Annotated in this window: 10 protein-coding genes; all 10 read left to right on the top strand. The window is 71.1% G+C overall.

Going from position 1 to position 13,989, the window contains the following annotated elements:
* The first annotated feature begins 579 nt into the window (after window positions 1-579).
* The 10 genes from VGC13_RS03595 to VGC13_RS03550 all read left to right on the top strand — a co-directional run bounded on the left by VGC13_RS03595 (window position 580) and on the right by VGC13_RS03550 (window position 13,975).
* Window positions 580-1,461 (top strand): aldo/keto reductase, encoded by an 882-nt coding sequence (locus tag VGC13_RS03595; RefSeq protein ID WP_331123835.1) that lies wholly within the window; start codon window positions 580-582, stop codon window positions 1,459-1,461.
* A 193-nt stretch (window positions 1,462-1,654) separates the two neighbouring features.
* Window positions 1,655-2,017 carry a transposase gene (locus tag VGC13_RS33600; RefSeq protein ID WP_331123834.1) on the top strand — a complete coding sequence of 121 codons (363 nt, stop codon included), beginning with the start codon at window positions 1,655-1,657 and terminating at the stop codon, window positions 2,015-2,017.
* A gap of 188 nt (window positions 2,018-2,205) precedes the next feature.
* Window positions 2,206-2,640 (top strand): OsmC family protein, encoded by a 435-nt coding sequence (locus VGC13_RS03585; RefSeq protein WP_331123833.1) that lies wholly within the window; start codon window positions 2,206-2,208, stop codon window positions 2,638-2,640.
* A 677-nt stretch (window positions 2,641-3,317) separates the two neighbouring features.
* Window positions 3,318-4,850: a mercuric reductase gene (locus VGC13_RS03580; protein ID WP_331123832.1), complete on the top strand. Its 1,533-nt coding sequence runs from the start codon at window positions 3,318-3,320 to the stop codon at window positions 4,848-4,850.
* Window positions 4,851-5,115: 265 nt separating this feature from the next.
* Window positions 5,116-7,290: a putative bifunctional diguanylate cyclase/phosphodiesterase gene (locus VGC13_RS03575; protein WP_331123831.1), complete on the top strand. Its 2,175-nt coding sequence runs from the start codon at window positions 5,116-5,118 to the stop codon at window positions 7,288-7,290.
* 880 nt (window positions 7,291-8,170) lie between these two features.
* Window positions 8,171-10,492 (top strand): Tex family protein, encoded by a 2,322-nt coding sequence (locus VGC13_RS03570; protein ID WP_331123830.1) that lies wholly within the window; start codon window positions 8,171-8,173, stop codon window positions 10,490-10,492.
* A gap of 11 nt (window positions 10,493-10,503) precedes the next feature.
* A complete protein-coding gene (locus VGC13_RS03565) occupies window positions 10,504-11,043 on the top strand; it encodes a hypothetical protein (protein ID WP_331123829.1) in 540 nt (179 codons plus the stop codon).
* Window positions 11,044-11,924: 881 nt separating this feature from the next.
* A complete protein-coding gene (locus VGC13_RS03560; RefSeq protein ID WP_331123828.1) occupies window positions 11,925-12,329 on the top strand; it encodes a DUF2809 domain-containing protein in 405 nt (134 codons plus the stop codon).
* A gap of 74 nt (window positions 12,330-12,403) precedes the next feature.
* Window positions 12,404-13,228: a helix-turn-helix domain-containing protein gene (locus tag VGC13_RS03555; protein WP_331123827.1), complete on the top strand. Its 825-nt coding sequence runs from the start codon at window positions 12,404-12,406 to the stop codon at window positions 13,226-13,228.
* A gap of 102 nt (window positions 13,229-13,330) precedes the next feature.
* Entirely contained in the window at window positions 13,331-13,975 is a 645-nt protein-coding gene (locus VGC13_RS03550) for a hypothetical protein (RefSeq protein WP_331123826.1), read from the top strand.
* The last annotated feature ends 14 nt before the right edge of the window (window positions 13,976-13,989 follow it).

Below are 13,989 nucleotides of genomic sequence, written 5' to 3'. Positions count from 1 at the left end.
TTCGGGGTGGGCTGAGGGTCTGCCACGTGGCCGGTTGGGGTGCGCCCTCGGACGGGCCCGAACACCCGTCGCAGCGGATCGAATTCTCCCCTCTCCGTGAGGAACGAACGGGGAGGGGTCGGGGGAGGGGCACCCCGGCGGACGCAGTTCGATCCCGTTCGCCGCGCGCCAATCTTCTCCGATCCACCAACCTCCCCCAGCAGTTTTGGGGGAGGTGGCGAGCCTAAGCGAGCCGGAGGGGGCGCTCGCGGACGCAGCGTGATCCATCCGCCGCGGGATCGAATTCTCCCCTCTCCGTGAGGAACGAACGGGGAGGGGCCGGGGGAGGGGCACCCCGGCGGGCGCAGCTCGATCCCTGTCGCCAACCCTGATCCATCGGCCACCCCAACCTCCCCAAGCAGTTTTGGGGGAGGTGCGAGCCTGAGCGAGCGGAGGGGGCGCAGGCGGATCGGGCCACATCATCCACAACGCCCGGCGGCCCGGAACTCGCGGCTCTTTCCACGCACGCACGCGGGTGCCATGATGCGTGGGTGGCGATCGGGCCTGACCGGGATGGACAGAACGACGCGAGGGGATGGGATGACGCGGTTCAGCGGGGACTCGCCGGCGGGGGCGAGCGGAACGTTTCGCATTGGCGGGGAGCTGGAGGTGCACCGCCTGGGCTTTGGGGCCATGCGCATCACGGGCAAGGGCGTGTGGGGGCCGCCCGCGGACCGCGAAGAGTGCATCCGCGTGCTGCGGCGCACGGTGGAACTCGGCATCAACCTCATCGACACGGCGGATTCGTACGGCCCCAACGTGAGCGAAGAGCTGATCGCCGAGGCGCTGCATCCGTATCCCGCCGGCCTGGTCATCGCCACCAAGGGCGGGTTCGAGCGTACGGGGCCGGACGAGTGGGTGATGAACGGCCACCCCAAACACCTGCGCGCCACCTGCGAGGCCAGCCTGAAGCGGCTGCGGGTAGAGGCCATCGACCTGTGGCAGCTGCACCGCGTGGACCCCGCGGTGACGGCGGACGACCAGTTCGGGCTGATGTCGGACCTGATCGCCGAGGGCAAGATCCGCCACGCGGGGCTGTCGGAGACCACGACCGAGCAGATCGAGGCCGCGCGGCGCATCGTGCCCATCGCCACGGTGCAGAACCGCTACAACGTGGCGGACCGCGAGTGGGAGGGCGTGCTGGACCACTGCGAGCAGCAGGGGATCGGCTTCATCCCCTGGTTTCCGCTTGCCGTGGGCGAGCTGGCGGAGGCCGGCGGTCCGCTGGCGGAAACGGCGAAGCGGCTGCGCGCGGCGCCGTCGCAGGTGGCGCTGGCGTGGCTGCTGCGCCGCTCGCCGGTGATGCTCCCCATCCCCGGCACCTCCAAGGTCAAGCACCTGGAAGAAAACGTCGCCGCCGCCGGCCTGGAGCTCTCGGACGAGGACTTCGAGCGCATCGCGGAGGAGAGGGCGGGGGAGTGATCGGGTCGGGCGCTGGAGCGAATGAATTCGCCGCTGGAAAATCGCAAAGTCCGCCTTCGCGGACTGCGGCCTTGACATCTGCGCGCTTCGTCCAGATTGTTCGACTCCGCGAGTTGGGATCGAGCAGTCCGGGAGGGGGAGGCGCGATGGGGATCAATCATTCCAGCCGGGTGGAGGTTTACCTTCACGTCGTGTGGTCGACCTGGGATCGGGCGCCGCTGCTATCTCGGGACGTGCGTCCGCGCGTGTATCTCTGCATCCGCGAGGAGGCGGCGCGGCTCAAGCCGAGATCATCGCGATCGGCGGGATCGAGGACCACGTCCACGTGCTGCTGAGGCTTCCGGCAACCGTCGCCATCGCGACGCTCGTAAAGCAGCTCAAGGGATCTTCGTCGCACCTGGCCAACCACGAGGTGCTTCCGCGCGGCTTCAAGTGGCAGGGTGGATACAGCGCATCGTCCGTCTCCCGGCGAGTGTTGCCGATCGTGCGCAACTACGTGCTTCGCCAGGAGGAGCATCACCGCGACGGCACCATCTATCCGGACGCCGAACCCTGACGTGCCGCTGAGCCGGCGATGCGCTCGGGAGCTGGAAGCCACAGTCCGCGAAGGCGGACTTCGCGATTTTCCAGCGGCGAATTCATTCGCTCCTGGGTGCGGGGGCTGCCGCGTCCAGGACGGGCCTCCGGGGCCGCAAGATCGTAGCACGTGTCTGCCTGCCTGTTCTCGCACCGAGGAGCCTCAAGATGGCATCCGACAACGAAGTGGTGATCCGCGCCGGGCAGGACAAGTACCGCACTGAAGTCCTCGCGGGCGGGGTCACGATCGTGGTCGACGAGCCGGCGGACGTGGGGGGCGGCGGCGATGCGCCCACACCGTACGACCTGCTGCTGGGCTCCATCGGCGCGTGCACGGCCATGACAGTGCGGATGTACGCGGACCGCAAGGGGTGGCCGCTGGAAGGCGTTACGGTGCGGCTGCGCCAGGCGCGCTCCCATGCGAAGGACTGCGTGGACTGCGCCACCAAGCACGTAGGCGTGAACCAGATCGAGCGCGAGCTGGAGCTGGCGGGGCCGCTGACCGACGAGCAGCGCGAGCGGCTGACCCAGATCGCGGACCGCTGCCCCGTAAAGCAGACGCTGGAGCGCGGCATCAACGTGGTGGCCGCGCAGACGGTGTAAAGGCGCGACGCAAGCTGCCCGCCGGCCGGGAGTTGGGCGCGGCGACGGGGGCGACGGTTTGGCCGGTAGATTCCTCAGAGGGTGTTGCCAAACCGCCCAGCGTGATTGACTTCCTTAGGGAGGCGCCGCCCCTCGATCTGCGGGTACGAAGAAACCTTTGCGCCGACTGAAGGACCTCGCTGGCACAACCGAGGGGCTGGTTCCGCGGCATGGAGCCGGCCCCGCCTCGCCGGAGAGCAGGTCCTTCGGTCGCGCGCAGGCGGTTGTGTGGAATCGGGTTACACGTGGTGCGCTCCCTCAGGAAGTCATCGCTTCTTTGTGAGGCTGGGGGTTTGGCAACACCCTCTCAGTCGCGCAGGGTCAGCGGTTGCGGATAACCTGGCCCGGCGCTCCTTAGGAGTGACAATCCTCCTTGCCCGGAGGCGAGTGTCTGCCGGAACGGGATCGCATTCTCCCCTTTCTCCCGCGACAGCGGGGGAGAGGGCCGGGGGGAGGGGGGCCTCTCGGACGCAGCGCGATGCGTTTCGAAGCGAGCTGCCCCTCGGAATGCAGTGTGTCGCGTGTCCAAAAGGTGGTGAAGCCTCGCGCAGTTTGCGAGGCTTTCCGCTGTTGTTGCGGCGAGTTCACTCGCTCCCGGCAAGGCACCAGACGTTTCTACCCGCACCCGACGGAGCCTGATGGCGCACGATCCCACGTCGTTCCCCGCGGTGCAGCCGCTGGAGGCGCACAACCGGCGGCTGCTGGAGAACGTGCATCCGCCCGCGTGGAGCAATCCGCAGCCGAAGGACCGCTACCACCTGGTCGTCGTCGGCGCGGGGACGGCGGGGCTGGTGACGGCGGCCATCGGCGCGGCGCTGGGGGCGCGGGTGGCCCTTATCGAACGCGCGCTGATGGGCGGCGACTGCCTGAACGTGGGATGCGTCCCCTCCAAGGCCATCCTGGCCGCCGCGCGCGCCTGGCACACGGCCCGCACCGCCGCGGAGCGCTTTTCGGGCCCCGCGGCAGGGGGCGACGGCGACTTCGGGGCGATGATGGAGCGGATGCGCCGCATTCGCGCGGACCTGAGCCCGGTGGACAGCGCGGCGCGCTTTCGCGACGAGGTGGGCGCGGACGTGTTCCTGGGTGAGGCGCGCTTCGTGGACGAGGACGCGGTGGAGGTGGACGGTCAGCGGCTGCGCTTTCACCGCGCGGTGATCGCCACCGGCGGCCGCGCGGCCGTCCCGCCGGTCGAGGGGCTGGCGGACGCGGGGTATCTGACCAACGAGACGATCTTCAGCCTTACGGAGCGGCCGGAGCACCTGGCGGTCATCGGCGGCGGGCCGATCGGGTGCGAGCTGGCGCAGGCGTTCGTCCGCTTTGGCGCGCGGGTGACGCTGATCGAGAACGGGCCCCGCATCCTCCCCCACGACGACGCGGACGCGGCGGAGATCGTCGCGGCGGCGCTGCGCCGGGACGGCGTGCGGGTGCTCACCGACGCGCGGGTGGACTCCGTGGCGGCGGCCGGGGCGGGGAAGACGGTCCGCGTTACCCGCGGCGGCGAAACGACGGAGATCATCGCGTCGCACCTGCTGGTGGCGGCGGGGCGCGCGCCCAACGTGGAGGGGCTGGGGCTGGACGAGGCGGGCGTGGCGTTCAGCGAGAAGGGCGTGGAGGTGGACGAGCGGATGCGCACCGCCAACCCGCGCATCTTCGCCATCGGCGACGTGGCGTCGCGCTACAAGTTCACCCACGCGGCCGACGCGCAGGCGCGGATGGTGGTGCGCAACGCGCTCTTCTATGGGCGGGGGAATGCGGAGGAGCTGGTGATGCCGTGGTGCACGTACACCAGCCCGGAGCTGGCGCACGTGGGCATCACCCCGGACCAGGTGGCGGAGGCGGGGGACGAGGTGGAGACCATCACCGTTCCGCTGGAGGAGGTGGACCGGGCGCGCCTGGAGGGCGAGACGGAGGGATTCGTCCGCGTGCACCTGAAGGCCGGCTCCGACACCCTCCTGGGCGCCACCATCGTCGCCGGCCACGCGGGCGACCTCATCAGCCAGGTCACGCAGGCGATGACGGCGGGCGTCGGACTGGGCAGGCTGGGCGACACCATCTATCCCTATCCCACCACCGCCGAGGCGCTGCGCAAGGCGGCGGACCGCTGGCGGCGCGGCAAGCTGACGCCCACCGCCCGGCGCGCCTTCGACCTCTTCTTCCGCGCCCTGCGCTAAAGGCGTCCGCCCGTTTTCGTCCCCTCCTTCCAGACGGGCCTCCAGACGGGTGGATCACGCCCTCCGATCCGCCAGACTCGGCGGCTGCCGCACCGCGTGTCCCCTAGGGCGCGCGCTGCACCGCCGTTGGGCGCAATCCGTTCACCGGAACCGAGGCAATATCGTGTAGATTGGCCGAATTTGGCGCGTTGCAGACGCATGTGAACCATCGTTACATTTCCGGTCGCCTCCGTACGGTCATCGCCCGCCGATCAGCCCTTTTTTCGTGCCACGACGCTTCTTCCATGAATCGCCCGTCCTGCCCGTCCCCGCGTCCAGCGGCGGCGACGCGGAGCGTGCGGCGGACGTGCGTGTGACCGGGACGACCGCCACCCGCCGCCTGCGCATTCCCATCCATTCCCTGACCGACCTGCGCGACGCGGGACCGTGGTTCACCGACGGCCCCGCGATGCTGGCGGCCGTTTCGCCCGCGGGCGTGCTGGTGGCGGTGAGCCGCGCGGCCGCCGCCGCCCTGGGCCGCGACCCTGCCCCGCTGCAGGGCACCGAGTTCACCGCGCTGTACCACCCCGACGACCGCCTCGCCGCCGCCCGGGCGCTGGCGGACGCGCTGGCCGCGCCGGGAGCGGAGGTGCGCTGCGCGCTGCGGCGGATGGTCGCCGGCGGATGCGAGGCGTGGGTGGACGAGACGCTGCGGGCGGTGCAGGGGACGGCCGGCCCCGTGGTGCTGGTGCACTCGCAGGACGCCGCCGCGCGCCGCGCCAACGAGCGGTACGCGCTGGCGGTGGAGGGCGCCAACGACGGGCTGTGGGACTGGGACGTCACGCAGCGCCGGCTGTACGTGTCGGCGCGCGCCAAGGCCATCCTGGGCTACGGCGAGGGCGAGATGGAGGGCGGGCCCGAGGAGTGGCTGGGCCGCCTGCACCCGGAAGACGCCGAGCGGGTGCGCGCGGAGCTGCGCGCCCAGCAGCAGGCGGGCGACCGGCCGCACTTCGAGACGGTGCACCGGCTGCGGCACCGCGACGGCGGCTACCGCTGGACCCACGTGCGGGGGGTGGCGGTGCGCGGCGCCGACGGGCGCGCGCTGCGGATGGCGGGAAGCATCAGCGACGTCACCGAGCGCACGGTGGCCGAGGAGCTGCTGCAGCACACGGCGCTGCACGACACGCTGACGGGACTTCCCAACCGCTCGCTGCTGCTGGACCGCGCGGGGCTGGCCCTGCGCCGGGGAGAGCGCAGCGGCCGCAGCTGCGCGGTGCTGTGCGTGGGGCTGGACGGCTTCAAGACCGTCAACGAAAGCCTGGGCCACGCGGTGGGCGACCTGCTGCTGGAGGCGGTGGCGCGGCGGCTGGAGTCGGCGCTGCGCTCGGCCGACACGGTGGCGCGGCTGGGCGCCGACGTGTTCGCGGTGCTGGCCGACGAGATGCGCGACCCGGCCGAGGCGCGGCTGGTGGCCGACCGGGTGCACGAGGCGCTGGCGGCCCCGTTCACGCTGGGGGAGCGCACGGTGTTCGCCTCCGCCAGCATCGGCATCGCGGCGGCGGGCGAGGGCGCCACGGCCGAGGGGCTGCTGCGCGACGCAGACACGGCCATGTACCGCGCCAAGGGCCGCGGCCGCGCGCGCATCGAGATGTACGACGCCACCATGCAGGCGGCGGCGCTGCAGCGGCTGCAGCTGGAGACGGACCTGCGCGGGGCGGTGGAGCGGCACGAGTTCGAGCTGGCGTACCAGCCGGTGGTGTCGCTGGCGGACGGGCGCATCGCGGGGTTCGAGGCGCTGGCGCGCTGGCGCCACCCCGTGCGGGGCCTGCTGCAGCCGGCCGAGTTCATCTCCGCGGCGGAGGAGACGGGGCTCATCGTGCCGCTGGGGCGGTGGGTGCTGCGCGAGGCCTGCCGGCAGATGCGCGAGTGGAACCGCCGCTACGGCGCGGCGCTCAGCGTGAACGTGAACCTGTCGCCGCGCCAGTTCGGCGACGCGGGGCTGGCGGGCGACGTGGCCGACGCGCTGCGCGAGACGGAGCTGCCGGCTTCGTTCCTGAAGCTGGAGATCACCGAGAACCTGCTGATGGGCGACGCGGGGGGCGCGGCGGCCACGCTGGAGGAGCTCAAGACGCTGGGCGTGGAGCTGTGCATCGACGACTTCGGGATCGGGTACTCGTCGCTCAGCTACCTGCACCGCTTTCCCATCGACACGCTCAAGATCGACCGCTCGTTCATCACCCGCCTGGGCGCGGACGCGCAGAGCGAGCAGATCGTCCGCACCATCGTGGTCCTGGCGCAGACGCTGAACCTGCGCGCCGTGGCCGAGGGGGTGGAGACGCCCGAGCAGGCGGATCGGCTGCGGGGGATGGGGTGCGAGTACGCGCAGGGCTATCGCTTTTCGCACCCGGTGCCGGGGGATGCGGCGGGGGCGATGATCTGGCGGCAGCGGTTGAGTGCGTGAGGGAAGTGCGTTAGTGCGGGAGTGCGTTAGTGCGGGAGTGGGTGAACGGGTGAACGGGGCGCCCGTAACCTGTAGGAATGTGCCGCCGGCGCCGGGGCGATTCGGGCCATGGCGATTGAAATCGCGGCTGGGACAACGTGATGTCCGCCTTCGCGGACCGCTCGTGCCGCCGGTGAGTGAGTGCATCGTGGCGGGATCTCCGCGCCATTTCCGCAGTTGAAGCCCCGTCCGGCGAGCGTGAGCGAGCCGGGACGGGGCTTGTCGCTTTCCCAACAGCGGGTTTTACCCGCTCATCCCCGCGGGGCGTCGGGTTCAACACACCGCCCTCCGCCGGGGCGATTCCGGCCATGGCGATTGAAATCGCGGCTGAGACAACGTGATGTCCGCCTTCGCGGACCACTCGTGCCGCGGGCGAGTGAGTGCATCACGGCAGGATCTCCGCGCCGTTCCCGCAGGTGAAGCCCCGTCCGGTGAGCGTGAGCGAGCCGGGACGGGGCTTGTCGCTTTCCCAGCAGCGGGTTTACCCGCTCATCCGGGGGCCGCGCAATGCTCCACGCGGCCTTCGCCCTGGTTGCGGACGCGCAGGTGCGCGGAGCGCCGCACGCGGTCGGGCCGCCGAGTCCGCGAAGGCGGACTTTGCGATTTTCCAGCGGCGAATTCATTCGCTCCAGCGGGCGGACGGCACGTTACCGGATTAGAATCGCAACGAGCATCATTCGCCCTTGCAGGCCGGCGGCACGGTTGCTTGGCCTGATCGCGATCCGCAGCCCCCGCCTGGATGAGCCTCACCCCCATCGCGCAAGGATAGACCACACCCCCGCCACGTCGTACTTTTGTCCCCTCGTACTGCCGCACTCACGCACTACCGCACTGACGCACTTTGTCTTCCGTCTACGCCCAGAAGATCGCCGCGGAGCTGGGGCTCCGCGCGCCGCAGGTGTCCGCCGCGCTGGAGCTGCTGCTGGCCGGCAACACCATCCCGTTCGTCGCGCGCTACCGAAAGGAAGCCACGGGCGAGCTGGACGAGGTGCAGCTGCGCGACGTCCGCGACCGCCACGAGTACCTGGCCGAGCTGGACGAGCGCCGCGCCGCCATCCTCAAGTCCATCGACGAGCAGGGCAAGCTCACCCCCGAGCTCAAGGCCGCCATCGAGCGCGCGGAGACCAAGTCCGTGCTCGAAGACCTGTACCTGCCCTACAAGCCCAAGCGCCGCACCCGCGCCACCATCGCCCTGGAGCGCGGGCTGGGGCCGCTGGCCGAGCTGCTGTGGGCGGGGCAGACGCCGGACGCGGAGCTGCGGGCGCGCGCAGCCTCGTTCGTGGACGCGGAAAAGGGCGTCGCGAGCGTGGACGATGCGCTGGCGGGCGCGCGCGACGTGGCGGCGGAGCGGGTGAGCGAGGACGCGTCGGTGCGGGCGTACGTGCGCGACCAGGTGCGGCTGCGGGGCGTGCTGGAAAGCAAGGCGGCGCGCGGCAAGGAGAAGGAGGTCAGCAAGTTCCAGGACTACTACGACTTCAGCGGCCCGCTGAAGGACATGCCCAGCCACCGCATCCTGGCCGTGCGCCGGGGCGAGACGGAAGGGTTCCTCACGGCGCGCATCGTGGCGCCCGACGAAGACCTGGTGGCCGCGCTGCGCCGCCGCTTCCTGGACGGCCACCGCGCGCCGGAAACGATGGGGGCGGCGGTGGAAGACGCGTATCGCCGCCTGATCTCGCCGTCCGTGGAGGTGGAGGTGCGGATGGAGCTGAAGACGCGGGCGGACGAGGAGGCCATCGCCATCTTCGGCCGCAACCTGGAGGCGCTGCTGCTGCAGCCTCCCGCCGGCGGACGGACGGTGCTGGGGGTGGATCCGGGATACCGCACGGGGTGCAAGCTGGCGATCGTCAGCCGCACGGGGGCGCTGGTGGCCACGGGGCTGGTCTACCTGCACCAGGAAGAGCGGGCCCGCCGCGAGCTGGCGCAGCTGATGGCGAAGCACGACGTGGAGCTGGTGGCCGTGGGCAACGGCACGGCCAGCCGCGAATCCGACAAGCTGGCTAAGGACGCCGTCCGCGACCTGCCGGGCGATCGCCGGCCCGCGGTGGTGATGGTGAACGAGGCGGGCGCCTCCGTCTACTCCGCGTCCGACATCGCCCGCGAGGAGTTCCCGGAGCTGGACCTGACGATGCGCTCGGCGGTGTCCATCGCCCGGCGGCTGCAGGACCCGCTGGCGGAGCTGGTGAAGATCGACCCCAAGTCCATCGGCGTGGGGCAGTACCAGCACGACGTGTCGCAGACGCGGCTCAAGCGGCGGCTGGACGAGACGGTGGAGAGCTGCGTGAACCGCGTGGGCGTGGAGCTGAACACGGCCTCGCCCGCGCTGCTGAGCTACGTGGCGGGGATCGGGCCCACGGTGGCGCAGCGCATCGTGCAGCAGCGCGACGGCGAGGGGCCGTTCAGGTCCCGCGCGGAGCTGCTGAAGAAGGTGCCGGGGCTGGGGCCAAAGACGTACGAGCAGGCCGCCGGCTTCCTGCGCGTCCGCGGCGGCGCGCACCCGCTGGACGCGTCCGCCGTCCATCCCGAACGCTACAAGCTCGTGGAGCGGATGGCCAAGGACCTGTCGGTGGACATGACGACGCTGGTGGGGAACGAGGCCGCGGTGTCGCGCATCGACCTGACGAAGTACGTGGGCGATGGGGTCGGCCTGCCGACGCTGCAGGACATCGTGGCGGAGCTGCAGAAGCCCGGCCGCGACCCGCGCGAGCAGTTCGAGGCGCCCGCCTTCCGCGACGACGTGCAGTCCATCGAGGACCTGAAGGAGGGGATGTCGCTGCAGGGGACGGTGACCAACGTGGTGGCGTTCGGCGCGTTCGTGGACGTGGGGGTGCACCAGGACGGCCTGGTGCACGTGTCTGAGCTTTCCGACCGCTTCGTGCGCGATCCCAACGACGCGGTAAAGGTGGGCGACCGCGTGACGGTGCGGGTGATGGCGGTCGACATCCCCCGCAAGCGCATCGCCCTGTCGATGAAGACGCAGCCCGGCGCCGCGCGTCCGTCCGGCGGCGGAAAGCCCGCGGCCGCGCAGCAGGGCGGGGCGGGGAAGCCCGCGCAGCAGAAGGATGCTCCCCGTGACCGCAAGCCCGCGCCGTCGGCTCCGAAAGCGCCGGAGCCGCCGAAGCCCGGCGTCGCGCCCAACGGCATGCGCATCGTGACCAGGCGCTGAGCCGCCGGACGATGCCGCGCACGCTCGGCCGCACCCCCGTCAGCCGCCAGCGGTTCCACGCGCTCACGCGTCCGCTGGTGGGCATGCCCGTCTCCCACACCTGGCGCGGGGCGGGCTCAGCCATCTTCCTGGAGCTGGGCGCCCTCACCACCGTCACCCGGACGTCCCGGACGCGCGGCGAGTACACGTCCACCTTCGGTGAGGTGACGGTGATGCTGGAGTGGAGCTGGCGGGTGGAGAGCACGGGCGCCGTCCAGTTCGGCAGCTGGAGCGGAAAGCGCCGCATTGAGCACCGGGTCGCAGCGCTGGTGGGGCACACCGTTCTGGACATCAGCGTGGAGGGGCGGCTTCCCGAGCTGGTGATGACCCTGGACGGAAGCCGGTGGGTGCACTCCTTCATGACGGCCGAAGGCCAGCCCCGCTGGGCCGTGCGCCTGCACGATGACGCGTGGCTCGCCGTCAGGCGCGGCCGCATCATCCGCCAAGCCTCCATGGAGGAAGTGCGCGCCACGGACCCCGCGGCGCTTGCCGCGTTCCTGGCGCAGGAATAACTGCTTCAGGAGCCCAGCGAGTCGCGGAAGATTTTTGATCCGCAGGGAGAGCAGTACGTGTGAAGTGGCGACGGGACTCAGGATATCACACAGATGATTGACTTCCTGAGGGAGCGCACCGCGTGTAAACAGAAGACATACAACCGCCTGCGCGCGACCGAAGGACCTGCTGTCGGCCCGCGAGGGGCATGATTCGCGGCAGAGGTCCAGCCCCTTGGTCCTGCCGGCGAGGTCCTTCGGTCGGCGCACGGGCGCAGAGGCACGGCAGGATCAGCGCGGCGCCTCCCTCAGGAAGTCAATTGCGGCGGAGGGTGGGCAGCAGCGCATCGAAACGTCACCGGCCGCACACCGCGAACTGTCATTCCGAGGGAGCGCCGCGCGAACCTGTCCGAATCTCGACACCCGGCGCGCGACCGAGGAATCTACTTTCCGCTTCCTCGTGGCGTGTCGCTAAGCCCTGGACTGGCCCTGTCCGGCGGCTTCGCCGCCGCAGCGATGGCGCGGGCTACCGCGTCCGGCCTCGTGCAGGCCGACGGTAGATTCCTCCGTGTGATTCAGCAATTTGCGGAGGTAGAACCTCACGCGAGAGCATGACTTCCTGAGGGAGCGCACCACGTGGAGCCAGAAGCCACGCACCGTGGCCTGCGCGCAACCGAAGGACCTGCTTTCGGCCCGCGAGGGGCATGATCCGCGGCAGAGGTCCAGTCCCTCGGTCCTGCCGGCGAGGTCCTTCGGTCGGCGCACGGGCGCAGAGGCACGGCAGGATCAGCGCGGCGCCTCCCTCAGGAAGTCAAATTGCGGCGGGCGGGGTAGGGCCCTCCGCGGGCAATCTGCAGCGACAATCCCGTCCAGCATCGTCCCGATCCTCCATGCCCGCCCCAATGCATCGATCTCGCGTGCGCTACCTGCTTCTCGCCATCGCGACGATCGTGGCGGGGCTGGCGACGCGGGCGTTTCGCGGGGTGCTTCCGGACGCGATCGGCGCGTACGCGGGGGACGTGCTGTGGGCGGCGATGGTGTACCTGCTGATCGCGGCGGCCTGGAACCGGGCACCGGTCCAGCGCGTGGCGGCGGGGGCGGCGATCTTTTCTCTCGCCATCGAGCTGTCGCAGCTTTATCATGCGCCGTGGATCACCGCGGTGCGGCAGACGCGCATGGGCGGGCTGGTGCTGGGCTTCGGGTTCCTGTGGAGCGACCTGGCCTGCTACGCCGCCGGAATCGCGCTGGCCGCGGCGCTCGACCACGGCCTGAGGTCCCGATCCGCCGCGCGCATCCAGGCGGCCTGATCCGGCCCGATCATCCCCACCCCCGGGCGGCCGCTCCGCCGCCTCGCCCTTCCGTCATCCACGGAACACGAGTGATGGAATCCTCCGGCCTCGACATCTACCGTCCGCCCGCGGGGCATCCGCTGGAGCCCTGCGTTCAGTACATCTTTCGGGTGCGCCAGCAGAACCCCTTTCCGCGGGAGATCATCCTTCCCAAGGGCAACGTCGACCTGCTCTTCAACCTGGGCGAGGCGGTGCGGGGCACGGGGCTGGCCTCGGACGCGTACGGAGCGGAGGAAGGGGCGGCGTGGGTGGGCGGGCTGAAGATGCGTCCGTACGACGTGCTCTGGGAGGGCAGGGTGGACCTGCTGGGCGTGACCATGCGCGCGGATGCATGCGCGGGGCTGCTGCCGCTTTCGCCCGCGGAGGTGGTGAGCCTGGAGGCGCGCGAGCTGCCCACCACCCCCGGGCTGCGCATGCTCTGCGAGCAGCTGCACGGCATGGCCAGCTTCGCGGACCAGTGCGCGCTGCTGATGCGGTGGCTTACGGCGCGCCTGCGCCCGCTGCGCGGCACGGACGCGGTGCGGCACGCCTGCGCGCTGCTGCGCCAGTCGCGCACGGAAGACGGGGTGGGCGCCACGGCAAAGGCGCTGGCGGTGTCGCCGCGGCACCTGCGGCGGCTGATGGACGAGCACGTGGGGATCGGGCCCGCGCAGTACGTGCGGCTGGCGCGCTTCATCCGCGCCATGCACCAGGTGCCGGCGCCGGGACGCACGCTGACCGAGATCGCGCACGCGGCCGGCTACTACGACCAGGCCCACTTCTGCCGCGAGTTTCGCTCCTTTGCCGGAATGACGCCCCAGGAGTACCGCGACCGCGCCAACGGCCCCGTTCCCGGCCACCTGTACGCGGCGGACTGAAACAGGTCCGTTTTGTACAAGGCGCCCCGCCCGGGGCCGCATACATTCGGCGAAGCGCCTCACCGGCGCGTTGCATCCAACCCTTGCCGAGTGAAAATCCGCATGTCCACCACGTCCTCCCTGCGCTGGCGCATTCCCGTTCTGCTGGCCGGCGTCCTGATCCTGGCGGGGCCGAAGCATCCCCGCGGCAGCACCATGCTCCAGATGCTGGGCCACGCCGACTGGCTGGCCTCGCACGTCCTGATGACCGCCTCGTTCATCCTGTTCGGCGTTGCGCTGGTGCTGCTTCGCCGCGGGGAGGCGCTGCCGGAGCGCACCGCCCGCTGGCTGCGCTGGGCCGTCATCGCCACGGCGCTGCAGACGGTGGAGGCGGTGCTGCACACGGCGGCCATGGTGGACCACGGCAACCTGGCGGCGGGACGCGCCACGCCGGTGCTCACCACGCACCTGGCGATGGCGGTGGTGCTGTACCCGCTGTTCGGCGCGGCGGTGGTGGGCTTCATCGTGGCGGCGGCGCGCGAGCGGGTGCTGGGCTCGTGGTGGATCGCGTGGATCGGCATCATCGGCGCGTCGGCGCACGGCGCGGCGGCGCCGCTGCGCATTCTGACCGGCTACGAGCCCTTCAGCATCCTGTTCGCGGGGATCGTCGTCTTTGCGCTGTGGATGGCGCTCGCGGGCGTCTGGCCCCTGCGCGCCGCCGCGTCCGTCCGCCGTGCCGCGCCGCTCCCGGCCGCGGCGGGGCACTGAGCATTCATCCGGAT

This window comes from Longimicrobium sp. (genome assembly GCF_036399255.1).
Classification (GTDB): domain Bacteria; phylum Gemmatimonadota; class Gemmatimonadetes; order Longimicrobiales; family Longimicrobiaceae; genus Longimicrobium.
The sequence above is the reverse complement of the archived record's forward strand: the minus strand, read 5'-3'. Positions and strand labels throughout refer to the sequence as shown.

Excerpts from the sequence above, each read along its gene's own strand:
- VGC13_RS03595 (WP_331123835.1), top strand. The coding sequence starts at position 580 with ATGACGCGGTTCAGCGGGGACTCGCCGGCGGGGGCGAGCGGAACGTTT.
- VGC13_RS03585 (WP_331123833.1), top strand. The coding sequence starts at position 2,206 with ATGGCATCCGACAACGAAGTGGTGATCCGCGCCGGGCAGGACAAGTAC.
- VGC13_RS03580 (WP_331123832.1), top strand. The coding sequence starts at position 3,318 with ATGGCGCACGATCCCACGTCGTTCCCCGCGGTGCAGCCGCTGGAGGCG.
- VGC13_RS03565 (WP_331123829.1), top strand. The coding sequence starts at position 10,504 with ATGCCGCGCACGCTCGGCCGCACCCCCGTCAGCCGCCAGCGGTTCCAC.
- VGC13_RS03560 (WP_331123828.1), top strand. The coding sequence starts at position 11,925 with ATGCATCGATCTCGCGTGCGCTACCTGCTTCTCGCCATCGCGACGATC.
- VGC13_RS03555 (WP_331123827.1), top strand. The coding sequence starts at position 12,404 with ATGGAATCCTCCGGCCTCGACATCTACCGTCCGCCCGCGGGGCATCCG.
- VGC13_RS03550 (WP_331123826.1), top strand. The coding sequence starts at position 13,331 with ATGTCCACCACGTCCTCCCTGCGCTGGCGCATTCCCGTTCTGCTGGCC.